Origin of the sequence: Mycoplasmopsis agassizii, from assembly GCF_002272945.1 — a bacterium.
Classification (GTDB): Bacteria; Bacillota_I; Bacilli_A; order Mycoplasmatales; family Metamycoplasmataceae; genus Mycoplasmopsis_B; species Mycoplasmopsis_B agassizii.
Window position 1 is genome coordinate 182060 of sequence record NZ_NQMN01000002.1, and the last position, 26599, is coordinate 208658.

At 27.0% G+C, this 26599-nt stretch carries 18 protein-coding genes; 8 read left to right on the forward strand and 10 right to left on the reverse strand.

All coding sequences use genetic code 4. From position 1 onward, the window contains the following. Positions 1–247: 247 nt before the first annotated feature. On the reverse strand, positions 248–2413 hold the full coding sequence (locus CJF60_RS03405; RefSeq protein ID WP_084232769.1) for a lipoprotein 17-related variable surface protein: 2166 nt from the start codon (positions 2411–2413) through the stop codon (positions 248–250). 359 nt (positions 2414–2772) lie between these two features. Here CJF60_RS03405 and CJF60_RS03410 point away from each other — a divergent pair, with 359 nt between their 5' ends. The 3 genes from CJF60_RS03410 to infB are packed head-to-tail and all read left to right on the forward strand — an operon-like array spanning position 2773 to position 6565. After that, on the forward strand, positions 2773–4491 hold the full coding sequence (locus CJF60_RS03410; protein WP_084232770.1) for a hypothetical protein: 1719 nt from the start codon (positions 2773–2775) through the stop codon (positions 4489–4491). 3 nt (positions 4492–4494) lie between these two features. Then, a complete protein-coding gene (locus tag CJF60_RS03415; protein WP_084232771.1) occupies positions 4495–4767 on the forward strand; it encodes a YlxR family protein in 273 nt (90 codons plus the stop codon). Beyond that, positions 4751–6565 carry a translation initiation factor IF-2 gene (infB, locus tag CJF60_RS03420; RefSeq protein WP_084232772.1) on the forward strand — a complete coding sequence of 605 codons (1815 nt, stop codon included), beginning with the start codon at positions 4751–4753 and terminating at the stop codon, positions 6563–6565. The genes CJF60_RS03415 and infB overlap by 17 nt, the downstream gene beginning before the upstream one ends. Before the next feature lie 210 nt (positions 6566–6775). Here infB and dcm read toward each other — a convergent pair whose 3' ends face one another. Next, positions 6776–7957 carry a DNA (cytosine-5-)-methyltransferase gene (gene dcm, locus CJF60_RS03425; protein WP_084232773.1) on the reverse strand — a complete coding sequence of 394 codons (1182 nt, stop codon included), beginning with the start codon at positions 7955–7957 and terminating at the stop codon, positions 6776–6778. A 333-nt stretch (positions 7958–8290) separates the two neighbouring features. Here dcm and CJF60_RS03430 point away from each other — a divergent pair, with 333 nt between their 5' ends. The 5 genes from CJF60_RS03430 to CJF60_RS03450 all read left to right on the forward strand — a co-directional run bounded on the left by CJF60_RS03430 (position 8291) and on the right by CJF60_RS03450 (position 18572). Further along, entirely contained in the window at positions 8291–10870 is a 2580-nt protein-coding gene (locus CJF60_RS03430; RefSeq protein WP_084232774.1) for a lipoprotein 17-related variable surface protein, read from the forward strand. A gap of 421 nt (positions 10871–11291) precedes the next feature. Further along, positions 11292–15113, forward strand: coding sequence for a lipoprotein 17-related variable surface protein (locus CJF60_RS03435; RefSeq protein ID WP_084232775.1), 3822 nt, complete (start codon positions 11292–11294; stop codon positions 15111–15113). Positions 15114–15366: 253 nt separating this feature from the next. Next, on the forward strand, positions 15367–16386 hold the full coding sequence (locus tag CJF60_RS03440; RefSeq protein ID WP_084232776.1) for a hypothetical protein: 1020 nt from the start codon (positions 15367–15369) through the stop codon (positions 16384–16386). 157 nt (positions 16387–16543) lie between these two features. After that, positions 16544–17479 carry a hypothetical protein gene (locus tag CJF60_RS03445; RefSeq protein ID WP_084232777.1) on the forward strand — a complete coding sequence of 312 codons (936 nt, stop codon included), beginning with the start codon at positions 16544–16546 and terminating at the stop codon, positions 17477–17479. Positions 17480–17651: 172 nt separating this feature from the next. Further along, positions 17652–18572 (forward strand): hypothetical protein, encoded by a 921-nt coding sequence (locus CJF60_RS03450; protein WP_084232778.1) that lies wholly within the window; start codon positions 17652–17654, stop codon positions 18570–18572. 75 nt (positions 18573–18647) lie between these two features. Here CJF60_RS03450 and CJF60_RS03455 read toward each other — a convergent pair whose 3' ends face one another. The 8 genes from CJF60_RS03455 to CJF60_RS03485 all read right to left on the reverse strand — a co-directional run bounded on the left by CJF60_RS03455 (position 18648) and on the right by CJF60_RS03485 (position 26260). Continuing rightward, positions 18648–19739 (reverse strand): adenine-specific methyltransferase EcoRI family protein, encoded by a 1092-nt coding sequence (locus CJF60_RS03455; protein ID WP_095279142.1) that lies wholly within the window; start codon positions 19737–19739, stop codon positions 18648–18650. A gap of 17 nt (positions 19740–19756) precedes the next feature. After that, positions 19757–20119, reverse strand: coding sequence for an adenine-specific methyltransferase EcoRI family protein (locus tag CJF60_RS05305; protein WP_084232796.1), 363 nt, complete (start codon positions 20117–20119; stop codon positions 19757–19759). Next, positions 20083–20925, reverse strand: a complete 843-nt coding sequence (locus CJF60_RS03465; protein ID WP_084232795.1) for an adenine-specific methyltransferase EcoRI family protein — start codon at positions 20923–20925, stop codon at positions 20083–20085. The genes CJF60_RS05305 and CJF60_RS03465 overlap by 37 nt, the downstream gene beginning before the upstream one ends. A gap of 18 nt (positions 20926–20943) precedes the next feature. Then, positions 20944–21297, reverse strand: coding sequence for an adenine-specific methyltransferase EcoRI family protein (locus CJF60_RS05310; RefSeq protein ID WP_200807551.1), 354 nt, complete (start codon positions 21295–21297; stop codon positions 20944–20946). Then, positions 21261–22106 (reverse strand): adenine-specific methyltransferase EcoRI family protein, encoded by an 846-nt coding sequence (locus CJF60_RS03470; protein ID WP_200807549.1) that lies wholly within the window; start codon positions 22104–22106, stop codon positions 21261–21263. The genes CJF60_RS05310 and CJF60_RS03470 overlap by 37 nt, the downstream gene beginning before the upstream one ends. A 75-nt stretch (positions 22107–22181) precedes the next feature. Beyond that, positions 22182–23375 carry an HNH endonuclease family protein gene (locus CJF60_RS03475; RefSeq protein WP_084232794.1) on the reverse strand — a complete coding sequence of 398 codons (1194 nt, stop codon included), beginning with the start codon at positions 23373–23375 and terminating at the stop codon, positions 22182–22184. Positions 23376–23617: 242 nt separating this feature from the next. Further along, the gene (locus CJF60_RS03480; RefSeq protein ID WP_084232793.1) at positions 23618–25132 is read right to left on the reverse strand and encodes a hypothetical protein; all 1515 of its coding nucleotides are present in this window, start codon (positions 25130–25132) and stop codon (positions 23618–23620) included. A gap of 24 nt (positions 25133–25156) precedes the next feature. Beyond that, positions 25157–26260: a hypothetical protein gene (locus CJF60_RS03485; protein WP_084232792.1), complete on the reverse strand. Its 1104-nt coding sequence runs from the start codon at positions 26258–26260 to the stop codon at positions 25157–25159. Between the last annotated feature and the right edge of the window lie 339 nt (positions 26261–26599).

A 26599-nucleotide genomic window follows, 5' to 3' on the forward strand; every position in this document is an offset into this window, starting at 1 on the left:
AATGTTTTTCACTTTTTTTGCATAAACCAGTCTTTTTTGGGTTAAAATTATTAAGGAATAAGATTTTCTCCTTTTAATTTTATTCTTAGTATATATAGTGTATCTAAAGTGGGTCGTGAAAGCGGCCTTTTTTCATTAACTTTTTAATAGTTAAATAAGGTGAATAAATATAAAAAAAGCATAATTAAGCAAAAGAATATAAAAAAACAGAAAGACAAAATCTTTCTGTTTGATGTTGGTTAATCTACTATCTAGTTGTTGAACCAGGAGGTAGTTTAAATTGTGGTTGTGGAATTGTTAATTGGAATGGTTCAGATTGTAGTCCCCCATATTGAACAACATATTTAAATGGACCTGCAACACCACCATCAAGAAGTACTAATATAGCAGAGTTTGCAAGTTGTCATAATCCAGGCAACCCTATTGAGGCATCTCCGTAATTTAATAAATTAGTAACATAAGATTGATATGCCATGATTTGAATTGTTGACTCTGGTGATAATTGAGTGGTTTCACCTGGTTTAAGATAAACTATGTATTTTTTCATTTGTTCTTCAAGTGGATTTTTACCATCAGAACCCTTTGTAGTAATTGCTTTTTTGTATAATTCAGTAGCCCCTCTAAGAATATGTTGGTCTGTAAAAAATCCAGATAAAGTAATTTTTAATGCATCAGATTTTATTTCACCTTTTTTGAAAATTAATTCAAGTTCAACGGTTCCATTGCTATTATTAAATCCTGCAGTTTCAACTTCAACTTCAACGCCTTGTTCCTTATTCAGTCAAGTTATCTGATCTGTTGATGGTAACTTTTGATTCAATTTTTCAATTGAATTAATTCCTTGAGTGCTAGGAATTCATTTAGCACCTGTAAATTCACCTTGCTCTTGACTAGGCACACGAGTTCTATACTCAGTTTTTGTGAAACCATTATAAGCTTCTAAAACTAATCTAGCATCAGCACTTAAGCCATCATTGAAATTCATTAAAGTAATATCATTTTTTGCTAGAACTACATTATTTAAGGTGTATGTTCCTAATAAATGAATTTGTAGATTTTTATAATCAATACCACCTTTACTATTATCGATTGTTAAAGTTAATTTAACATCGTTAGGATATGTTCATGTATCATCAAAAGTTTTTTGCATTAACTCAATATATCTTTGAGCTCCTGCTTCAGTAGCAAATGCAGGTTTTAAATGTTTATTTTCTGGTTTATTTCATTTATCAACTAAATAACCATAAATTGCTCCAGCAAATGTACCCAATTCTTTTTGGTCTAAGAAATTCTTAATAGTTAAGAATTTCTCTCCTGATTTAGCATTACCTTTTTCAAAACTAATAGCAACTACTACTTCACCTTTGATATCATTTGAGGTTACGATTCTAACTTTTCCAGTTACACCTTCTTCTAGTTTAATTTGGTCTCTTTCAACTAATTTTGCTTGTAAGTGGTTAGCTGTTTCTGCTTTAAAATAGTCTGCAGTAGTAAATTTTTTGCTATCTAAAACAGTTGGTTTATAAGCACTTGCTCTTGAATATGAATTAGACATTGATAATAATCAGTCACGATTATTATCAAAATCAAACTTACCTGTTTTTTCAATACGTTGAGATCCACGATCAAAAGTAGCCTCTTTTAAAGTAAAGGCATTGAAGGTTTTTTCAACTGCTTTTTCATCATCACTAAGTGTTTGTGGTTTAAAGCCACTAACTTTAATATCTTTAGTTATTGTTTGACTTTCTTTAGATAATGTTACTCTGTAAGTAGCAGTTCCATTACCTGAATCACTTGAAATTTTATTAAAACTTACAGTGATTGAACTATCAACTGTAACTGCTGTTCCAGTTGTATTACTATTTCATGTTTCGAGTGAATTAATATTCGACTGTGTTGCAAATAATTTTTTATCTGCTGAATCTGCTTTTAGATCACGATCTGCAAATTTAGCCACTGCATCTGCAAGTTCTTGTCTAATTATTTCTGTTGTACTTGTTCCTAAACCAACAATTTTAATTGTTGCTTTATTAGTTGCACTTACTCCTGATTCAGTATATTTAAGTGATAATTCAAGACTTAATGAAGTAGAACTTGTATTTGTCACCTTTCAACTTGTAATTTCTGCTGAACCTAGATGTTGATTGAATTTAGTTGCATCAGTTACTAATGCTACTAATTTATTTTTGTAGTCACTAGTAATTGCTTCTAATTTTGCTTTAACTGCAGTATCTGTATCTTTTTCTTTGATTGTTAACTCTAAACTATTTAATGCATCAGCAATTTTTTTCAAAGTTGTTTCTACAGTATCTTTAGCAGGTGGGTTTTGATCTGGAGCACAAGCAATTGCAGTTGCTGCAACAGCAACTGATGCTACTGATAAAGTAGATGTGAATATGATTTTTTTTCGCATGTTTAGATGGTAAATTTATATTGAAAAAATTTACCTTTCCTCTTTTCTGTTGTAATATATAAACTTATATATAGTTAGTTGAAATGCCTAGATGTGAATCTAGGATAATTAGTAAGTTCAAAAAAAATACTTCCACTCTCTCTCAAATAACTATGCAATAATTTTAAAACTTTGCATAAATAGGTTAAAGATATTTAAAAAACTAGATTTTTTTGCAGTTTTTTATTAGTTTTGCATTAAAATGAATTTATACAAATTATTAAAATTGTTTTAACAGTGATAATAATTGTATTCGAGCGAGAAAAAAGTTGCTTTGGCAACTTTTTTACATTATATAACACAAAAAACAAGAGGTATAAATGAGTGTTGCAGAAATTAAAAAGAAGACAGGAAGCAAAAAAAATTATGCGAATTTTGCTTTTATTGCTGAAAGTCGTAAATTAGACATTGAAAATGTCAAAGAAATCTTCTTCGAAGCCTTAAAACACATTTTTTTAGAGATCGATCAAGATGTGGAACTAGAAAAAGAATGAGTTGATGAAGGTGAAACCTTAATCGTTAAAGCACCTAAAATTATTGTTTCAGATGAAGAGTTTGAAGAAGAATTAGCTAAGGCTGAGAAAAAGTCAGATTTAGATACAAAAGACCTTTATTTAATTACTTATATTCCCCTTTCAAGAGCTTTAAAACTAGATAAAAAAGCAGTGGTTGATGATACAGTTGTTGAAGCAATTGAATATCAAAACCTTTCTCAAGCTAGAGTTAGAAAAATTCAAAACTTATTCCAACAAAACCTTTCAAAAGCAACTAAAGATCGTATTTATTTAACTTATAAAGATCGTATTGGTGAAGCAATTAAAGTTAAAATTGAAAACATTACAGAAATGCTAGTCACAATTTCAATTGTGGGAGATAGCGAAAGCGTAACTTTTATTAGAACTGCTGATTTGAAGAAAAAATATCCTGAAATCAAAGTTAATGGAGTTTATGAAGTCTTTATTACAGATGTTTTAGCACAGCCTAAGAAAAATGGTTCAATGATCATGGTTTCAACAACTAGCCCTTTTGAACTATTAAAACTGCTTGAAAGCACTTTCCCAGAAATTGCTTCAAAAGAAATTTTAGTTAAAAGAATTGCTCGCCGTGCAGGTGTTAGAAGTAAAATTGCCGTGATGGCTAACCCTGATTTAGCACGTGAAGATTTAGATGTAATTGGAATTTTAATTGGTCAACAAGGATCAAAATCACAAGCCTTATCTTCAGAATTAGGTGAAGAAAAACTAGATTTTATTACCTTCAGCGAAGACCGTTTAAGTTTTATGCTAGATGCTTTAAAACCTGCTAGAGTAATTTCAATCAGTGAAAAACAAGAATCACCTGATCAATATGCTTATGAAATAGTTGTGCCTGATGCCATGGTTTCAGTAGCAATTGGTAAGGGTGGAATTAACACTTATTTAGCAAGTGAAATTACTAGAAGTCGTGTTAATGTTAAAGGTTACACAGATGCTTTAGCTGCTAAACAAGAAATTTTATGAAATGCTAATGTCACTGAAGATGAACTAGAACAACTTAATAATTTCAGCTTAACTAATAAAAGAGTGCAAACCAACCGTTCACAATCAAGCTATACTAAAACTGCAAAACCTAAACGCAAAGATAGTTTTGATATTTCAGACTTTAATAAAGATATTGAAGCCTTCGATAATTATTTTGAAAGTATCAAAGATACTCAAGGAGCAGGCCCAGCTGATTTAGTAACTAAAGAAGCACCAAAAGTTAAAACTAAACCTGCTAAAGATAAAACTGTAACTAAAGAAGATAATTATTATGATGTTGATTTTGCAGAAATTAATGCAGCCATTGAAGCAGCTTCATTTGATGAATTAGATCAAGAAATTGATTCAGATTTTGAAGAACAAGTTGCTATCAAAAATCAAGAAAGTGATGAAAAAGAACGACAAGATCGCCGTACTAAAGCTAAACTACAAGACTATGCAATTAAAGATAATGACTTTGCAGATTTTGCTCTAGATGGAATCGATCTAGATAATCTAGATGATGAGGATTGAGATTAAAAAGTGGAAATTAAAAGAAAATGTTTTGTTACTCATAAAATTTATGAAAGAAAACATTTAATCCGTTTTGCAAAAAAAAATGATCAAATCACAATTGATTGATCATTAAAAGCGCCCGGAAGAGGTGCTTATTGTTTAAATGATAAAGTTGTGATTGAAGAGTTATTCAAAAAGAAACTTTTAAATCGAGTTTTTAAAGCAAATATAGATCAAGCCATCTATAATAGTTTAAAACAACAACTACTAGAGGAGATTGAAAATGGCAAAGAAAAGTAAAAAAGAAAGAAAAACAAATATTGATCAAATTGAAACACAATTATTCAATGTCAAAAGTGGAGTTGAAAACAATAAATTTATTTTTTCAGGTCCAATGACTGTTGCAGAATTTGCTCAAAAAACTAATTCTTCAGGAGCAGAAATTGTTAAAAAGTTCTTTTTAGCAGGAAAACTATATGATCTAAATAAGATCCTTTCTGAAGAAGAAATTGCTGAATTATGTTTTGAAAGAAATTTAGATTTTCAAGTTGTTAAAGAAATTAATGCAGGTAATTATTTAGATACAGTTGAATTTAGTGATGAAGAAAGTGAACTAACAACAAGGGCTCCAATTGTGACAATTGTTGGTCATGTTGATCATGGTAAAACTACTTTAATTGATAAGATTCGTAAATCAAAAATTGCCGAATCAGAAGCTAGTGGAATCACTCAACATACAGGTGCTTATCAGATTTTTCATAATAATAAAGCCATTACTTTCTTAGATACTCCAGGTCATGAAGCTTTTACAGCGATGCGTGCTCGTGGTACTAAATTAACAGATATTGTTATTTTAGTAGTTGCTGCAGATGATGGAGTAATGCCCCAAACTAAAGAAGCAATTGCTCATACACATGCTGCAAAAGTACCTATGATTGTCTTTGTCAACAAAATGGATAAACCTAATAAAGACCTAGAAAAACTTAAATCAGAACTATCTGCAGCAGATGTTGTGATTGAAGAATGAGGTGGTAATGTTCCTGTAGTTTATGGATCAGCACTATTAGGTGAAGGAATTGACGAGTTATTTCAAATCATCAATTTAACAAGTGAAATTCTTGATTTGAAAGCCAACTTTAACCGTTATCCTATCGGGGTAGTTGTTGAATCTAGACTATTAAAAGGTGTTGGTGCTGCAACAACTATTATTGTTAAAAATGGTACCTTAAAACTAGGTGATTATATCGTTGCAGGTTCACATCAAGGTCGTGTTAAAACTATGACAGATAGTGAATCAAAAAATGTTTCAGAAGCACTTCCAGGAATGCCTGTCAGAATTACAGGACTTTCATCTTCACCAATGGCTGGTGAAAAATTTATCGGTTTTGAAGATGAAAAATATGCTAAAAAAATTGCTTCAGAAAATGAACGTTTAATCAAGCGTGAAAAGTTTATGCAACAAACACAAACTATTTCTTTAAACGTTTCTGATAAAGATAATATCAATATTATTATTAAAGCAGATACTGAAGGAACAGCCGAAGCGATTAAACATGCAGTTGAAAAACTATCAACAAAAGAATTTTCAATTAACGTAGTTAGTGCTTCAATTGGTGATGTTTCAAATGCTGATTTATTGCTTGCTCAAGCTTCAAATGCAAAAATTTATACCTTTAATGTTAAGGCACAAAATCAGATTTCTCAATCAGCTAAAGAAAAGCAAATTGAGATTAAAGACTATAATGTTATCTATCATTTAATTGAAGATTTACAAGCTTATTTAGATAAAAATGCAGAGCCTATTTATGAATTAAAATTAACTGGTAAAGCGCAAATTTTAAAAATCTTTACTTATTCAAAATTAGGTAATATTGCAGGTTGTCGTGTTGAAGATGGTTCAATCAAAGCAGGTGCAATTATTAAATTAATACGTAAAAATAAACTTGTTCATGAAGGTGTTTTAGACACTTTGAGGAGAGGTTTAGACGATACTAAAGAAGTTGCAAAAGGCTTTGAATTTGGTAGCCATATTAAAGATTTTAATGACATTCAAGAAGGCGACATTATTGAAGCTTATGAAAAAATTAGAATTAATTAAACCTTAAAAATCAAATAAATTTTGATACTAATAACAACGATTTTAAAGTTGTTATTAGTATTTTTTATTACCCTAAATTTGTTCTGAAATATAGTACAGGTCATCGATTTTGAAGGTATTTTAATTATTTTTATAAACTGAATATTTAGCAAAAAATTAAATGCTTATCGTTAAAAATATGCATTTAATAATTATTTAGTTTATGTCTTTTTACAAGACATTATTTTTTTCTAAATATTTAATCATGCTTTTAGCAACTGCTTCAATTACATTAATATTAACTGAATTTCCAAACTGTTTATATGCTTGCGCATTTGAAACAGGAATAACAAAATTTTCAGGAAAACCTTGAAGTCTAGCACACTCTCTAGGAGTTAACATTCTTGGGTTTTTACCTTCTTGATAAATTAGTGCTTCGCTGCCGTCTTTGTAATATCTTGCACTAATTGTGCTCGTATATTTACTTTCATTATTAAATAAATTAAAACCAAATCCATTACCTTTTTTCTGATGACTTTGCTTTCTTTGTAAATGACCTTGTCACAATTTATCTGAAAGTGTATATCGCTCATCTACATCTTTTTCAAGAATGTTGCCAACAGTTAAATGGTCATCAATTTCACCTTTAGGATAAGTGTATTCAGTAAAATTTTTAGGTAAATAATCTTTGTTAAAACCAACAATAATTATTCGCTCTCGATTTTGTGGAGAACCAAAATGATAGGCATTTAAAACTTGTGGATCGGGGACATAAAAATTAAGTTGATCTAAAATCGACAAGATAACTTTTAAGGTTTTTCCTTTATCATGTGTTCTTAAATTTTTGACATTTTCAAGCATAAATGCTTTTGGTTTTTTCTCTTTTAAGATTGAAGCAATATTAAAAAATAATGTACCACGTGCATCTTCAAAACCTAATTTTAAACCTGCATTTGAAAATGGCTGACAAGGAAAACCCGCTAATAAAATATCATGATCAGGAATATCTTCTGGATCAATTTTAGTGATATCACCTGAAGGTGTTTCGCCATAATTTACTCTATAAGTTTTTTGTGCAAACTTGTCTCATTCAGAAGAGAATACAGTTCTTCCACCTTGTCTTTGAAAGCCTTGGCGTATTCCACCTATACCTGCAAATAAATCTATTTGTGTAAATTTACTATCTTTTTCTGATGGCGAAATAAGTGAAGGAGTTATTGGAAAATTGATTATCTTTTTATAAATATCTAAAGGAATTTTTTCTTGATTAAGCTCTCAAAGTTTAACCATCTTTTCATCATTTTTACTAAGACCTAAAGCATCAGAAAATTCTTTTCTAGTAATATTTAATTTTTCACGAATATCTTTAATTAGAAAATTCTTGTCAAAAATTTTGCCATCAATTATGCTCATTTTACACTCTCTTCTTTTATCTAGATATCTTGATTTTAAAACAAATAAAAAACAAATTTTTAATTAATTCAAAAATTTGTTTTTACATTTTATGATTTCAATAATTATTTTTCTAAACTTTAATTTATCAGATTTAAATTCTAGACAAATTAAATACGTTAAGTATTTTACACTATTAAATTACGATTAAAAAAAGTTAAAAAATTTATTCTTTTTTGCCCGTTAATTTTGGAACTTATTTATAACTTATTCCAATCAAATTTGCATATTAATTTTACAAATTAAAAACAATTTATGACGTTATTTCAATAACTATTTAATCAGGAGGAAAAATTGAAAAAATTAAATAAGAAATTGTTGTTACTTTCAGGAACAGTTCTTGCAAGTAGCTTCGTTGCTACTGCGATTGCCTGTGCACCAGATAATACAAACAAGGAAGAAAACAAAAAGATTTTAGAAGTTTTAATAACTTCAATTAATCAAAATTATGATGCTAAAACATCGTATCCATCGAAAGAATCGCTTATTTCTGCTTTAACTGCTGATGCTGTTAAAACAGATAAAAGTGCTTTTTCTAATTTATTAAAAGTGGCACCTAAATTCGGAGATTCAAATTTAACTAATGCAGTTAATTCATCTAATCAAGATGATTTAACTGATAAACAAATAAGACTAACTTTAACTTTATCATACGGAAATGGCGATGATTTAGTTACTGCAGATATTGATTTTACAATTAGTTTTGATCTTGTAAATCAATTAGTAGATACTCATAGCGAAGCAATTGCTGCTTGGTATAAAGATAAGGTGATTGATCAAAATGCTAGCCATGAATTAAACACAAAATTATCTTCATCAATTACCTTAGAAGAAGATAAAAAAATCTTGCAGGATTTTTTAAAAACCTTAGTTCCTGAAATTTCGGGTTCTAAAATAGAAGTTGATTTTGCTGAAGAATGAAGTGGTGATTTAGACACATCTTTAAAAGTCAAAGTAACTATTAAAATTAACGATGATACTTATAAAGAAAACGGTGAAAAAGTTACAAGTGAACCTAATCAAGCAGGTAAAGTTATTACTATTAATAATTTAAGCAAACGTGAACTAGAACAAACTAAAATAAAACTTTGATACCAAAAAGAAGTTAATAATTTAACAGTTGATTCAGACTTAAAAACTAAAGCACCTTCAGCAATTACTAAAAGTGAATTAATTCCTTTATTCACTTTTAAAACTACTAACTATAAAACAAAAGATACCGATCTTGATCTAGATATTTTAGAAGAAGATGATTATTCAGGAACTATTAGTTTAAGAGTATTTTTAAAACAAGAAAATAAATATCTAACTACTGATGCTTTAAAAGTAGATGATAAAAATCAAGCAGGTAAGGTTATTACTTTATCTAACTTTAAAAACTTAAAAGAAGCAGTAAGTAATTGATATAAAAATATTGTTGATGTATCTTTAATAGATAATCCTAAAGAAAACTGAAAAGATGTTTTTGCTTCAACTATTACTGATTTAGAAAAAGTAAAATCTATTTTTACAAAACCCGATTTACAAAATCTTCCTAAGTCAGATTTTAATGTCGAGTTATCTGCAGATGATAAAGCAGGTACTCTAGCAGTTAAAGTTACTTTAACTGCAAATAATAAATTTTATGATCTAAATGGAAATAATGTTGATCAAAAAGAAGCAGGTAAAAAAGTTATTATTAGTGGATTTAAAAAAGATACCTTAAAAGAAGATGTCACAAGTTGATATAGTGAAACTATTAAAGATGAAATTAAAGTTAGTGATTTTGAACTAGCAAAATTAGTGCCATCTTTAGTTACAAATGAAAAACTAAAAGAATTATTTAAACTTACTTTACCAGATGGAATTGATAATTTAGAATCTGAAGTTACACTTATTAAAGATGAAATTAATAATTATGAAGGTAGTGTAAAAGTTAAAATTACTTTAGTTCAGTCTCAAACTAAATACTTTAAAACAGATGGTCAAATTGTGGCTCTAGCAAATAAATCTGATGCAGGAAAAACTATTACTTTAACGGGTTTTAGTCCTTTAACTAGATATGAAAATGAAGTCTTAAAATGATATGAAAAAATGCAAGCAACAGAAATTAATTTAAGTGATCTTGAAGCCATGTATTTACCTAGTGAAGTAAAAACTAAACATGGATTCATTTCTAGTTTCAAGCAAAAACTAGAAATGAAATTACCTAATCTTCCTGAAGGATTTATACTAGATTTTAGCCTAGTTAATGCTAATGATGAAACAGGTGAATTAGAAATTAATCTTATTTTAAAAGCAGATTTAGGAAAACTAGGTAGTTATATTTTTGATGCAACAACTGGCAAAAGTGCAGTTACAAATAATTCAGAAAACACACCTATTAAAAAGTCAATTACCATTAAAAATTTAACCAAAAAAGCAGACTTTGCTTCAGTTGCTTACAAGCGCTTAAAAAATTCATACTTTCCAACAACCTTTAACTTAAAAGCAGATGTATGACATAAATCACTTTGAGAATCTGAAAGAAAAACCTTAGAAGCTTTAATGAAAAAATTATCTGAAACTAGTTCATCAGAAATTAATGATATGAATGAACTTAATCAAGCTTTTGCAAAACAACTAGAAGCTTTAGTACCTGAAGCATTAAGAAATACTTTTAAATTTGAACTAATTAAAAATACAGATCTTGATGTTGCAAATTTAGAAGGTAATCCTGATAAAGATAAAGGTACATTAGGTGCTCAGCTATTACTTTCAAGTACTTCTGAAGGCACTACTAAATACTATTCACTAAAAGTTGGTAGTGATATTGAAACAGGTGTAATTGAAGAAACTACAGATAAAACTGCAGCAAAAGGTTATGAAATAACTATTAGTGGTTTTAAGGTTTAGTTTAAATATTGATACAAAAGTTTTTATTGAAGGACTTTTATCAGTAAGTTTAAAACAAAAATCTATACTGAATTTAATGGCATCATTTGATGCCATTTTTTTGCACTTGTTAATCAGCATAAATTGCCTGAATTTTATATTTTTTACTAAGGGATAACAAAATAAATCTAAAAATTAAAAATATCTAATTAAATATCACATAAAAGTGAAAAATTTTCTGGGAATTTTGAGTTGGTGTTTTTGGAAGTCCACTTGTGTTAAACTAATATTAGATTAAAATTTATCAAAATTATGTTTATTTAATGATTATTTAAATAGTTACTATACTGCAAAAATTTAGATTATTTGTTCTCATTAACTTTTTAGATATGTAATTTTGTAAAACATTTTAATTGAATTTACTAAATATTTGTCTAAGGAAATGAAATTGAAAAAACTAAATAAAAAGTGATTGTTATTATCTGGCACAATCATCACAGCAACAACTATTTTAACAGCAATTGCTTGTTCATCCGAAATAGCACCTGTAGAACCTTCACCTATAACTTCTGAAAAAGATAGTAACAGAAAAATTCTTAAAGCATTATTAAGTTCTCTAACTCAAGAATATGATGCTAAAAGTAGTTATCAAAATAAAGATGAAGCAATTAATGCTTTAACTGCTTCATCAGTTAAAGATAATAAAACTGAATTTGAAAAACTATTAAAAACTGCTCCAAAATTCGGACTTGCAACATTAACTAACATTATTGTTTCAAATGATATATCTAATCTGTCAGATAAGCAAGTTAGATTAACATTAACTTTGTCTTTAGGAGCTAATGAGAGCTTAGTTACAGAAAATATCGACTTTACAATTAACTTTGAAACACCTGTAATTACTCAAAAAAGCAATAAAGAAATAATTGCTAGATGATATCATGAGAATATTATTGATTTGTATGCAACAACAGGCTTCAACAACCTCTTAGCATCTTCAATTAATGCATATGAAGATAAATTAATATTTACTAATTTCTTTGAAAAAAATAAGCCACAGATACCTTCAGCAAGAATTGAAGTATCTTTTGTAGGTGAATACAACAGCAAAATAGATACTAGTTTAAAACTTAAAGTTACTTTAAAAACTGACTCAATATCTTATAGAGAAAACGGTGATGAAGATAATATTAATTCAACTGATTCAGGTAAAGTAATTACTATTTCAAGTATAGAATTGCGCGATTTAGATAAGATCAAAGCAAAGCGTTGATATAAAGAAATTGTAATTGATAAAAATGTGTCTGGTTCATTAGCAGGTGGCTATCCTTCATCGTTTACAAAAAATGATTTAATAGATCTTTTTAGATTTGAAAGTACTATTTATGAGATTAAAGATTCAAAAATAGAATTAGATATTTTAAGCGATGATGATTATCAAGGCACCTTAAAAGTTAAAGTAACTATTAAAAAAGCCAATAAATATTTAACAACTGATGGATTAGAAGTAAATGAAAAAGAAGAGGCTGGTAAAGTTGTAACTTTAACAGGTTTTCATAATTACAGAAAAAATGTTAGTGATTGATATCAAGATGTAATCGATTTTTCTTTATTAGAAGTTGAAATTGCAAACTGAAAAAATCAACTACCTTCATCAATTACTAATCTTTCAAAAGTTAAAGAAATTTTTACAAAGCCTAATTTAATCAAACTTCCAAAATCAGATTTTCTTGTTGAAATAACAGCAAATGATGAACAAGGTACTTTAGCAGTTAAAGTTATTTTAACTGCTAATAATAAATATTATGATACATCTGGAAATGACACAAGTAAACGTGAATCAGGAAAAACTATCACTATTAGTGGATTTAAAAAAGATACTCTAAAAGCAGATGTAGCAAAATGATATAGCGATGTTTCAGCAGATGAAATTCAAATTAATGAAGAGTCTTCACTTATTGATCTTTTACCTTCTCAAGTAACAACTGAGCAACTTAATGAATTATTTAATATAAGAGCGATAGAAACAACAGAAAGATTTCGTTATAACATTTCTGTTTTACCAGATGGAATAAACGATTATGAATCTACTTTAAAAGTAAAAATTACGTTGTACTTGGATAATAAATATTTCAAAACAGATGGTGAATCAGTTGCTTTAATAAATAGATCTAGTGCAGGAAAAGTTGTTACTATAAAAAATTTCAGTCCGATTGCTAGATTTGAAAAAGATGCTTTAAATTGATACAAAAATTTTAATCTAGATGAACTTATTGTAGATAGTGATGCTAAGATGTATTTTCCAAGCGAGCTTAAAGACCGAGATTCATTTTATATAAGAAAGCAAATAATTGATTCTTGAATGGCACTTCCAGAAAATTTTAGACTTAATGTGAGATTTATTTCTGGGGATGATGCTTTGGGTGAAGCTGATTTTTTTATTTATCTAGAAGCAAGTGATACCCGAAAACGATGGTCTAATAATTATATTTTTGATGTAACAACAGGCAAAGCTTTTCCAGAAAACGGACAAAGATTCTCTGAAAATTTAATAAAGTTAATAAAACTAAAAAATCTTGCTAAAACAGAAAGTTATGCACCTTTTGCTTATAAGCGATTATCTATTCTAGATTTTAGAAATTCATTTGATATTGATTATCCAATTCCTTATAGAATGCGAAATTTGGATGATAGTGAAAAAGAGAAATTAGAAGCGCTATCTTCAAAACTATCAAAAATAAAATTATCTGATCTAAATGAAGATAATATTTCTGAATTAAAAACCTTATTTAAACTGCAACTTGAAAGCGCTATACCACCTTTATTAAGAGATACTTTCAAATTTGAATTTATTATAGTTCCACAAACTGAAAAAAATAGTGATTTGAATAATAATATTAATATAAAGGATAGATTAAATATTGAGTTATTACTTTCAAGCACAATTAATGGAGTAACTAAATATTATTCTCTTGAAAATCAAAGTGAAATACGTAAGAGTTCAGTTTCTGAAGTTCTGGATAAATCAAAAGCAAAAGGTTATACCACATATATTGAAGGATTTAAGCCAGAGCTTAAATCCTATGTGAAATATTTATATTCAAGAGTTAATGAAGTATATACCGTTAAATCAGATACAGACCCACTAAAATCTAAACCTATCAAAGATTTTGATAATGAGTTTTTTACAGAAATGTTTAAGAGTTATTGAGATCATAGAAAAAATATGAGCGAAATCAAAACAAAAGTTGTGATTATTGACGGCTCACTCAATGAAGAACAAGAAACCTTAAAAGTTAAAGTTCTTTTTTACAAAGAAAATGATTTATTCAATACAGATGGAGAAATTATTGATGAATCCCTAGCTGGTAAGGAAATGACTATTTATTTCAATTATGATAAATATAAACAACAAGAAGAAAAACTAAATATTATTTCATGATACAAAAACCTTGAAAGTGATATCAATCTTGAAAATGGACAATACTCACTGCCCTTATTTTTTCCTTTAAAAGAAAATGAATTACTGCGTGAATACCTTCGTAATAAGAGGGGCGACAGAGCAGATGGTAACCCTTTAGAAAAATATGACTTCAAGGTTATTTCATCAAACGAAGAAACTGGAATATTAACGTTTAAGGTTAGAAAATTAAATCATGAAGGTAAAATAATTTCTAAAGATGCACAAATTTTAAATAAAGAAGATGATTTAAACTTTGATGCAGGTAAATTAATAACAGTAAGAAATTTTCCTAAATTAGATCCTAAAAAATTACCTGAATACTATTATCTTGTGCTCGGAATGTATCGTGAACTCCCTATAGATCAATTAATAGTGCAAAATGAATATTCAAAAGAATTCAAAGATTACCTAAGTGATCTAAAATCAAAAACAGCTTCTGAAGCAGTTGTGAATTTAGATAAATTATATGAAACTGTGGACATTGCCAATATCTTTAGTACAAACCCTAAAATTCCAACAATTAACACTTTGGCAAAAACGCTTAAATCTGATTCTCGTTACAAAATTGAATTACAAACAGCACAAGATGAAGCAGATTCAAAACCTTACAACAATGATGAAGGATATGTAGTGATTAACTTCTTAATTTCAAAAACAGAAAATAATAAAACAATATATTACTCATTCAGTTGGGATTATGAAAATATGAAACCAATTATAAAAGAAGAGTCTGATAAGTCAAAAGTAGAAGATAGATTTTTATACTTACATAAGTTCAAAACTGAAGAAAATAGTAATTAGAATATTTATCCAATTGTTAATATGCTACAAAGCAAATAATTAGTTAATTAATGTCACATTAATTTGTGACATTATTTTTTGAATTAGTTTTTCAAATTATTTAAAAACTTTTCAAAAACAAATTCAACCAATATGATTTGTTATAATTATTATGATGAATAATTTAAAACAATTGTTTTTGATTTTTAAATCAAAAACATCATTAAATTTTAAATTACTTATTAGCTTATAAGAACTAACAGGAGTTGTAACAATGTCAAACTTATTGATTAAAAAATTTAGAAAAACTAATATAAGAAAATATTTACTGTTTTCAGGTTTATCTATTTTATCAATTTCTGCTTTTGCAACAATTGCTTGTTCTGCTTCTAACGTAGTTATAACTGAAGAAGATAAACGTTTAAAAGAAACTGGTAAAGGCACTGATTTAAGTGTTAAAGTACTTGATAATAAAAAAGAAATTATTCAACTGAAAACTGAAGGTTATGAGTATTTTACTTTTTCCGATTTTCACTGATTAGCAGGATCAAGTTTATTTGTTGAAAATGCTTCAACAGCTTATGGAATTAATCTTGAACACATTGATTATAAAAAAAGGGAAGAATTAGAAAAACAACTAGATAGTGAACCTCGCATTTCTAGAGAATTATTTCTTAAAAAAGATAGTTTAGAAAACATCAAAAAGGCAATTAAAGAAAAACGTTTAATTAATGTTGCACTTTCAGTTGATGATCAAATTAATACTGATAAAGAACATAAAACAATTAGTCTAATTACTGATCAAACTTCATTAAAAAAACAACTAAGAGTAAGTGATGAAGAGCAAACAAAATTTGCTAACTTTATTAAAGAAAAAGTAGATTCTAATTTAACTGATAAACAAATTGAAGAATTAAAACCTTGAAATTCATATTTTAATTATGATCTAATCAATAAGAAACTTGACTTAGAAAATAATAATTATTTATTTGTCAAAGATTTAACTGAAGTTTTAGAGGAAGGTCATTACGGTTCTTATGTAGCAATGATGCAATATTTAAAAGTAGATCGTGGGCTTCAAATTGCAGACTATAAAATTGATAAAGATACTAAAACAATTACATTATCTCTTAAATATTTTAGAATTCCTACAACAGGTCCTGTTATTGTTACAGCTGATATTAAACCTTATATTTTTATAGGACCAAAAGCACAAACTTCATTTTTATTACCAGTTGATAAATCAGAATTAAGTGATTTTGATTTTAATGAATGAACATTAAAATTTGCTTAATTAAATGTTTTTAAATTCTTGCTATTTAAGCAGGAATTTTTTATATTTTATTTCATTAAAAAATAATCCAAAAGTGGGTACAGGTATGCAAAAACAGCATCTTTTTGTACTTTAAAAATTTAGTTTTAAAAATAGTTATTTATAATAAAATTACTTTATGTGTTTAGACTGTAAAAAACAATATCTATGACAAACTAGAAAAATTATTAGCATCGATGAATTTGTAAAACATGTTAATAATAAAATAATGCCACTTGTTTCAGCAAAACAATTTGCTGAAACTAAAATTGATGAAGATGGTGATCAATATGTTTTTGCTAATGAGTCAATTAGTGAGGAACTTGTAAGTGAACTAGTAATTCATATGTCAGAAGCAGCATTAGGATTAAAAGCCCGATGAACACTTCAAGATTATTTTGAAATGACTGTTGCTTATCGAGATGAAAAAAAAGAAGAAGATAAACTTATAAAAGTAAAAGGTGGTAATACTTCCAATAAGAAAAGTGAAGAAGAATGAAAAAACATGAAGGTTTTTTTAGAGTTTTTTCAGAATATAGATGGTAGTTTAACTTCTAAGAATTTAACTATTATTGCACGTTTGATAAAAATGGCATTAATGATGGTTCATCTTTCTTATAATGAAAAAGCTGTACGCAAAATTTTTGTTGATAAAGATACTGTCAAAAATATTACTCACATGGTTAATAGAGTTACATCTAAATTAGAAAAGTATCAGACTTTTAGATATGCTGCACCAACTAGCGATGAAACACAAAAACAATTTTTCAATACAATGTATCTTAAACATGTAGGTTTAAGAAGTCTTTGACAAATTAAAGTATCTAATTCAAAATTTAATTATAAAGATGCTGTTAGATTAATGGCAATTTATTTAATAGGATTACAAGATAAAGATACTAAAGAACGTTTCTCAGATCTAACTATGTTAAAACAAATAAACCCACGTACAAATAGAATTTATACTTGTTCTATTAATGATATTTCTAAAGATAAATGAGCAGCAGTTGCTGATGCTTTAAATATAAAAGATTTTGAAAAATTATGAACTTGAAGAAATCGTCCTATTCATTAAAATGATTCTTATCTTTTAGATAAGAATTTTTTATTTAATTTAAATATCAAAAGTAGAATTTTAAGCTAAATTTATTTAGCTAAAAAACACTTCTTAAAAACCAATAATCTAGTAAATTAAGCCTACTTATTTTTTAAAACTAAATAACTAGTTTTATAATAAAATTTAACTTATGAACAATGATATAAAAAAGAAATATATTTGACAAAATAGTAAACCAATTGCTTTAAAAGATCTTTTAAAGCATGCTTCTTTTGATATCTTACCAGTTTTTGAAAATAGTGATTTTATAATAGATCCTCTTGATCATGATGATGTAATTGAAATCGAAGAAACTAAATATTTAACTAATGAAATGATTGAAAAAGTAGTTAGTCAAATGGCATTAATGCAAGCAGGAATTGAAAGATATCAAGTTTATTTTATCGATGCCTTAAATGATCAAAACTCACATAACCTAAATTTACTTGATGAGCGTATGCCTAGCAAGGATACAATTTTTGATATCAAAAATGTTTTAAATGGTAGCAAAAAATTATTTTCTTATGTTAAAGCTATTAATGAAGAATTAACTGTTGATAATTTAAAACTAGCATTTAAAATTAATCTACTGCATAAAATGTTAGAAGCTGAAGATTATAATTTAGAGATCTTAGATCAAGAATTACTTAGTGAAGAAACTATTAATAAGTTAATCAAACTAATTAATAGATGTGCAGCTGCTTTACCTAAAAATCAATTTTTTTATAAAATTGATTTAGAGCAACAAACATATGCTAATTATGTTTACTTAACTCAGATAGAATTATTTGATCATAACACTTTATGAAATATTAATACATCTATTAATCAAGCATCTTATAGTGATGCTTTAAAAATGATGACTATTTATTTAATTGGTTTAAAAGATGAATTAACAAGAAATAGTTTTGCTAATTTAGATTATATAAAGATCATTAATCCTAGATTAAATTCATTTTATACTATTAGTATAAAATCAATCTCTGATCAAAAATGAGCACTGCTTGCTGAAGCTTTATTAATTGAAGATTTTGATAAACTATGAAAATTAAGAACAAGATCTTATCAATAGATCTTGTTTTTTTAATGGATTTATCAAATCAAATTAAGCAAATGTAGGATTAAAAAATAACTAATGATTCAGTTATTAATTTTCAGGTTTTTTTCTTATTAAAACTCTAAGATATTGTTCAACACCATTTATAACTGCTCTTCCGTGTGGGCTATCTGGTTTTCTATAACCGACATTTTTTTCTCCTGTATTCATAATTCCAAGTAGTTCGAATTGTTCAGGATTGTATTTATCTAAAAATGTGATCGGAACACCCATTACTCCATCATAGTCACTAGGTATTGCACTTACCACAGGAACATCTATTACATCATTGTAGTTATCATATTTAAGGTATTGTAATTGTTGCTTCTCTGCCCGGCTTCTCTGCCCGGCTTCTCTGATGGCTTTGATTAATCGTTTATCATAAATCAAATTTTCCTGCATTGTCAATAGTTTCAATTTTTCGTGTCTTAATCCATGTTCTAAATTGGTAAATCATCTTGTTAGACCATTTATTTTAGATGTGTAATGTTTTTCATTTTCAATAAATATATAAAACTTTTTAGCAGATGTTCTACCCAATCAAACCTTATCCTCTTTAATCAAGGGAAACATATCTTTGTTTTTTGCAGCTAACTTACTACCGATAATTAAAAATTTCTTATTGTGTCTAAAAATATGTGAAATAAATTCTCTAAATAAGCTAAAGGGTGGATTAGTTATAACAATATCTGATTTTTTAATTAATTCAACGCACTCTTTTGATCTAAAATCACCATCGCCTTCTAGATATTTTCATTTTAAATCATTGTAATCAATTTTTTTGTTGTTTTTCTCTCTGGTTAAAGTAAAAATTTTTCCTCTTGTTTGACTTTTATCATAGTCAAACTGTGGGCTTTCTTCTTCAAATAAAGTTTGCTGATAAGAAAAATTCACTTTCTTACTAGAATGTGCATATGATGTGCTAATTAATTTTTTTATCCCGAACTTTTCAAAATTGATTGCAAAAAATTTTGTAAAATTGCTTCATTCAGGGTCATCACAAGGTAAGAAAATTACTTTGTCTCTAAATACATTTGGGTCATATTCATAATAATAATTCACCTCGTTTTGAATATCATCGTATTGAGTGTAAAATTCATCATTTTTCAAATTTTTTGCTTTGCTTAGGTGTTCATTACCCACTTGTACTCCTTTTTTAACTATTTTCTTTTTATTAATACTCTTGCATATAGAACAGTCAAGTAACCTTCTGAATTATCAGCAGTGTAGTATATTTTAGAATTGGGTTTTTCATCAAATTTAATTGTCGGCCCTGTATTTACTTTACTACCGTTTGTTTGTGCTCCATTAAGACCATATTGCTTAGTATTTAGATATCTTTTGGAAGGTCATATATCAAATTCATTTCTCCCTGAGGCTAAACCTAATATCTCAAATTGTTCAGGATTATATTTGTCTAAAAATGTAATCGGTACACCCATCACACCATCATAATCACTTGGAATTGCACTAACAGATGGAACTTCTATTGCATCATAGTTGTCATATCTAAGATATTGTAATTGTTGCTTCTCTGCCCGGCTTCTCTTACGGCTTTAGTTAAAGATTTATCATAAATCAAATTTTCTTCCATTGTCAAAAGTTTTAACTTTTCATGTCTAAGACCATGTTCAAGATTAGTAAATCATCCCACATTACCGAATTGCTTAAATTTTTCACCTTCTTCATCAAATGTCTTGAAAATTTTAACGTTTTTTCTACCCAATCAAATTTTGTTGTCTTTTATTAATGAAAAAGTGTTCTTATATGTAATAGCGTTCTTATTTCCAATAACCAAAAATTTTTTATTATACTTAAAAATGTGTGCAATAAACTCTCTAAATAAACTAAATGGTGGATTAGTAATAACAATATCTGATTGTTTTAACAAATCGATGCATTCTTGAGAACGAAAATCACCATCACCTTTTAAGTATTTTCATTTCAAATCATTATAATCAATCTTTTTACTATTTTGTCCTCTTTTCAAAGTAAAAATTTTTCCCCTAGTTCGACTTTTATCATAATCAAATTGCGGACTTTCTTCTTCAAATAGCGTTTGCTGATAAGGAAAGTTTAACTTTTTACTAGTATGAGCATATGAAGTACTTATCAATTTTTTAAGCCCAAATTTTTCGAAGTTAACTGCAAAAAATTTAGTAAAGTTACTTCATTCAGGATCATCACAAGGTAAAAAAATTACCTTGTCTTTAAAAACATTTGGATCATATTCCAAGTAACCATTTACTTCATTTTGAATATCATCGTATTGAGTATAAAACTCATCATTTTTCAAATTTTTTGCTTTTGTCAAATGTTCTTTACCCACTTTTACTCCTTTTAGAAATTACTTTCTTTTAATCAGAATTCTTACATATGGTGCAATTAAATATCCATCATTATTATCAGCTGTGTAGTAAACTGATTCAGGTTTTTCATATGTTTTCATAATTAAAAAATTATTAATTGCACTACCATCTTTTTCTGAGCCATCTTTCAATATTTTTTTAGCCGATTGATAAATTTTAGAAGGAGTAAAATATAGTCTATTAACTCCTAAGCCAACAATTTGAAATTGTTCTGGATTATACTTATCTAGAAAGGTTATTGGGACACCCATTACACCATCATAATCACTTGGAATTGCACTTACTGATGGAACATCTATTGCATTATAGTTATCATACTTAAGGTATGATAATTGCTTCTCTGCGCCGCTTCTCTAACGGATTTAATTAAACGTTTATCATAAATCAGATTTTCTTCCATTGTCAAAAGTTTTAATCAGTCATATCGAGCACCATGCTCGATATTTGTAAATCAACCTATGTTACCAAACTGTTTTCATTCTTTACCATTTTCGCTAATAGTCATAAACTTCTTCACACTTGTTCTTCCTAATCAAATATGGTTATCTCTTATCAATGGGAAGATTTCTTTATAACTTATGACATTTTTACTTCCGATAATTAAAAACTTTTTGTTGTATTTAAAAATGTGTTCAATAAATTGCCTAAATAGGCTAAATGGTGGATTAGTAATGACAATGTCTGCTTCTTTTATTAAATCAACGCATTCTTGAGAGCGAAAATCACCATCACCTTCTAGATAATCTCATTTAAGGTCATCATAGTCAATTTTTTTATTACTAGTGTCCTTAGTTAATGTAAAAATTTTTCCCCTTGATACACTTTTATCATAGTCAAATTGTGGGCTTTCTTTTTCAAAATCAAAAAGCAGTTGCTGATATGGAAAATTAACTTTTTTACTAGTATATGCATAAGAAGTGCTTATCAATTTTTTAAGCCCATACTTTTCAAAATTTGTTACAAAAAATTTAGTGAAATCACTTCACTCTGGATCATCACAAGGTAAAAAAATTGTCTTGTTTCTAAATACATTTGGATCATATGCATGATAAAAATTAATTTCATTTTGAATATCATCATATTGAGTGTAAAATTCATCATTTTTTGAATTTTTTGCTTTACTTAGATTCTCATTACCCATTTTTACTCCGTTTATTTATTAGCCCTTAGTTTATATTAATTTCGATTTCAGCATTAAATTAATATTATTTATTAACTAATCATTACCTTTCATTCTATTATGTTTTTTGCATAGCATTTCACAATTTTCAATAGTTGAATCTCCACCCTTGCTTCATGGTTCAACATGGTCAGCTTCCATTTCATCTAATTTATAAATTGTTTTCACCTTATCTATTTGTTTACATAATCGACAATTTGAATGACCATTCTTAACTGCTTTTTCAGTTTGCTCATTATATTTTTTATTCTTGATTGTAGAATTAAACATTCTAATTTGAAGAAGTTTTACTTCTTTTTCATGTGTTAATAAAAATTCAAAAGCGCCTTTATGATTTGACACAAAATCATCAGCGTATAGTTTTTTTAGTTTTTTTGAAATATAATCAGAATCATATTTTTCATTTTTATATTGCTCATATAATCTTCCTCAATCAAGAGTCGCTAGGTCTTTTGGTGCTTTCTTGATTTCTGATATTTTGTCATATTTGAAAACATTGCTTGCTCAGCCAATTACTGAATCAAAGTAATCAGTTAACTCACTAATATTTGCATTTTCACGATTTATATTTAAATAAGAATCAATTGTAGTATCTTTAGATTTTGTTAATCATGCTAATGCTTTAGCTAAACACTCTTGTCTATTTGCATTACATGAAAGATAACTTGATCAAATTTTAGAAGTACCATCAATTGCTGATTTACCAAAATGTTTTCTAGACGCTGAAACAAAAGGTCCTGAATAAATTGCATTTAAAATTTCCTGTTCATTTAAAGGAAGTCCGACAATATTAATTGTTTTGAATCATTCTTTTATTTCGTTTTCTTTATCACTTTCACAAACATAAACAAGTAAAGATGTTTCATCGAAATCTTTGAAATTATCCTTATCATAATTTCTTTCTCATCCATCAATTTTAATAGCAAATTGAGTTTCCCTAAAACGACATATACTAGTTATTCTTTGTTGACCATCAAGCACCTCAAAATGCTCTTTTCCATGTTCTGGTCTGACAAAATATAAAAGACCAATTGGATGTTTTTTCATCAGTGAATAAATTACTGCTTTATCCATTTCATTGTTACGGCCGTAAATATAATTTCTTTGATATTCAGGTTGAATGACTAATTTACTATTTAAACCATGAACACCTTTTCAATCATCTTCTTTGAAGATAAAGCCTTCACAAATATCTTTTATTTTTCATTTAGTTTCTAAATATTTTTTCATATCTTCTCCATGATTTATTCAATACTTACATGACTTAATTTTTGCTCAATCAAACAAAAATTAACATGTACCTTTCTTATTATCTCAATAAAAATTAATTTTTGAACACTTAATTTGCTGTTTTTCTTAATTAAAATCATAACTCTGTTATCTTAAATAAAAATAAAAAACTGCTTCTTGTAGGAACAAAAAGCAGTAAATTAAGTTATGTAAATCGTTCAATAAACTCAATAAAAACTAAGTTAATTTCTCAGTTTTCATAACTCTTCAAAATTATTAATACCTAGTTTCTCAGCTAGACTTTTTCATTTTCAATAATCAATGTCATCAATTCTTGCAACATGACATTGATTAATTATTGGTTTAATAACTACTAAGAATTTAATAGAACGAAAATGTTTGCTTAATTTATTATCTACTAATCCTAGTAAATAATGACTCATTAATTCTAAACCTCATTTGATTTTATAGTTTGGATCTTTAGATGCATATAAAGTAAATAAACTTGTATCGTTAAAGAAATCACCATAAGTTATTACATCAAGATCAATATTTAGTTTTTTAAAAGTATAATTTTCATAATTAACATCAGATCAAATGAATTTAGGTTTTTTATACCTAAATCCTTTTAATCAAAAATTAGGATTTTTGATTCAATGTTTTACTCAGTCATTTCTTTTATCAAGATATTCTTTATATCAAGTATTGTTTAAGGCTTTTAAAGTAAATTTAATTCTGTTTCTAAGAAGTTTAAAGGTATATCTATTACTAGGTTTATGCGTGTTTTTTGGTGCTTCAATAAGTGTTAGCTTTTTTAGTTTTCGGTATTCAACAGGTCAATCTTCACTATTTGTTGGTTGTTCATAATTTTTAAAGTTTGACAACATTTCATCAATAATTTCGTTGTTCTCTTCAGTAATCTTTTGATTTAAAATAGTAAGGTTTTTGTTTTGATTAATTACCAAAACATGAGCTAATCTATTTAGATTAGCAGAACTTAATTTAGCTTTAAAATAGTCAGAATGAAATTTTAAATTTTCATGTTTTTCATAATAATCTTGAAACTCTTTAGTTCTCATTTCATTAAGTTGAACTATGTATGTGTTTATCAGATCAATTTGATTGTTTAGTAAATCAAGATTTTTGTTCTTACTTTTAATTTCTTCAACTATTTTTTTATTTTGATCATCAAGATCTTTTTTAGTTACGCTGCTGTTGTTAGATAAAAATTCATCTTCTAATCTTTCAAGATCTCGTTTTTTAATTTTTATAAATAATTTATTGTTTTTAAGATCATGCTCAAGTTTATTCACTTCAGCACTTTTTTCAATATAACGAATTGCATCAACTAACTCAAAATCTGCCCTTGGTTTTTCTAGGTCATATGAAGGTTTTATTTTTTCGACAGTAATTTCTTTTGTTTCAGATATATTTTTCTTGTAATCTTCAATTTTTATATTTCAAGATTCTAGTGGTTTACTTTTTTCAAATTCAGATGTTGATAATATTGTTCTTCAATCCCGTTTTCTTTTTTCAATCAACTTTTTAATAACAATATATCTAACAACATTATTCATTGTCTGATCAGAAAAAATTTTATATGTTCCCAGTTTTTTCTTTTTTGATAGATCTTCAGAATCTATTTTTTTAGATTTTATCTTTGTTGTAATGAAACTTGATGTTTCAATACGGTTTTCTATATTGATAACTCATTCATTTTCTTTCTTGTACTCACCTAGTAGTTCCTCAAGTTTCATTTTGGCTCCTTAGTTTTATTAATTTTAATTATTTATTTTGTTTCAGTTATTCTTGAAATCATTAATCCCTAATTCCTTTGCTAATTCATTAAAATATTGACTTTTAAGATCTTGAATTCTAGTAACATAATATCGATTTAATTTTGGATTAATAACTATTAATCATTCTAATTTTTCAAAGTATTCATTTAACTTTTGATCTTCCAAACCTAAAATTAAATAGCTCATTAACTGAATTCCTCATTCATATTTAAATTCAGTTTCTGAAGAAACTTTTAGCTCGTAAAATGTTTTGTCGCTTGCAAAATCAGGAAAACTTTTTGCAATATTAAGTGCTTCAAAAGTTTCATCATTGTAAGTTATGTGGGGAATTGTTCAAGCATTTTTTCTAATTCACAATCTTAATCATGAAAATCTATTTTTAATCATTAAATTAGATTCTTTATTCTCTTTAATTAAAAGTTGTTGCAATCATTTATTATTTTTCAGCATGTATAATGTTTGCTTAACTATTTTTTTAATATAGACCATTTCATGTTTTGAAAGTTTTTTAGTTTGCTTAAATTCATCATTATAATGAATAATTAAACTGATAATTTTTTGTCATTTAAAGAACAACAAAAAATTATTATTTAAACTATCTCTTTTAAATTTCTTTTGAACATTTCAATAATATGGAATTGTTAAATGTTTATTATCTGATTCAGATTTTAATTTATGGTTAGTATCAATTATATGAATATTTTCTTTAACTGATTTGCTACTTTTAGAAGACATAAATGATTTATTTAAGGCAAATAAATTTTGATATGAAAGTAGTTTTCTTCTAGTCATATATTCAACTACACTACCTACTAGTTGGTTAAAATTACTCCTATCATTTGATTCTAAAAAATCGTTAGTTGCATGAATTTCATCATATGATTTTTTAGATAAAAGACTAAAGAAATTCCTTCTGTAATAATTTGAATATTTATATTTAAGTTTAATTTTTTCTTTAAAATCAATTTCTATAAATGGATTTTCATCGTCAAAAAAATTTACTTTTTCTGCATATTCTCTTGCAAATTGAGAGACAGGTATTTTTAAATTATCACTAGTTTGAAATTGCTTTTTATTCTCACTCATGTTTTTAATTTTACTTTAAAAAGCTATTTCTGTAGTAAATCATTTTTGCTAAGAAATCACCCTAAAACTTTTATTCATCAGATTACTAATCAGTAATTTTACAGACATTCACCTTGCAAATTCTCTACAAAATCAAGTAGCAACCAAAAAATTACATAATAAATAACTCAATTATTGACCAAATATGAAAAAAATAATTGGTTTTTTTCACTTTTTAGGCTTTTTTAAGTAAACTCACCAACTATTTTTGATCTTTAAATATAATAGACAAGCAACTATAGGAACTAGTTGCCCTTACACTTCTATTATTAGTGTATTGTAATTCTTCTTAGATACCAA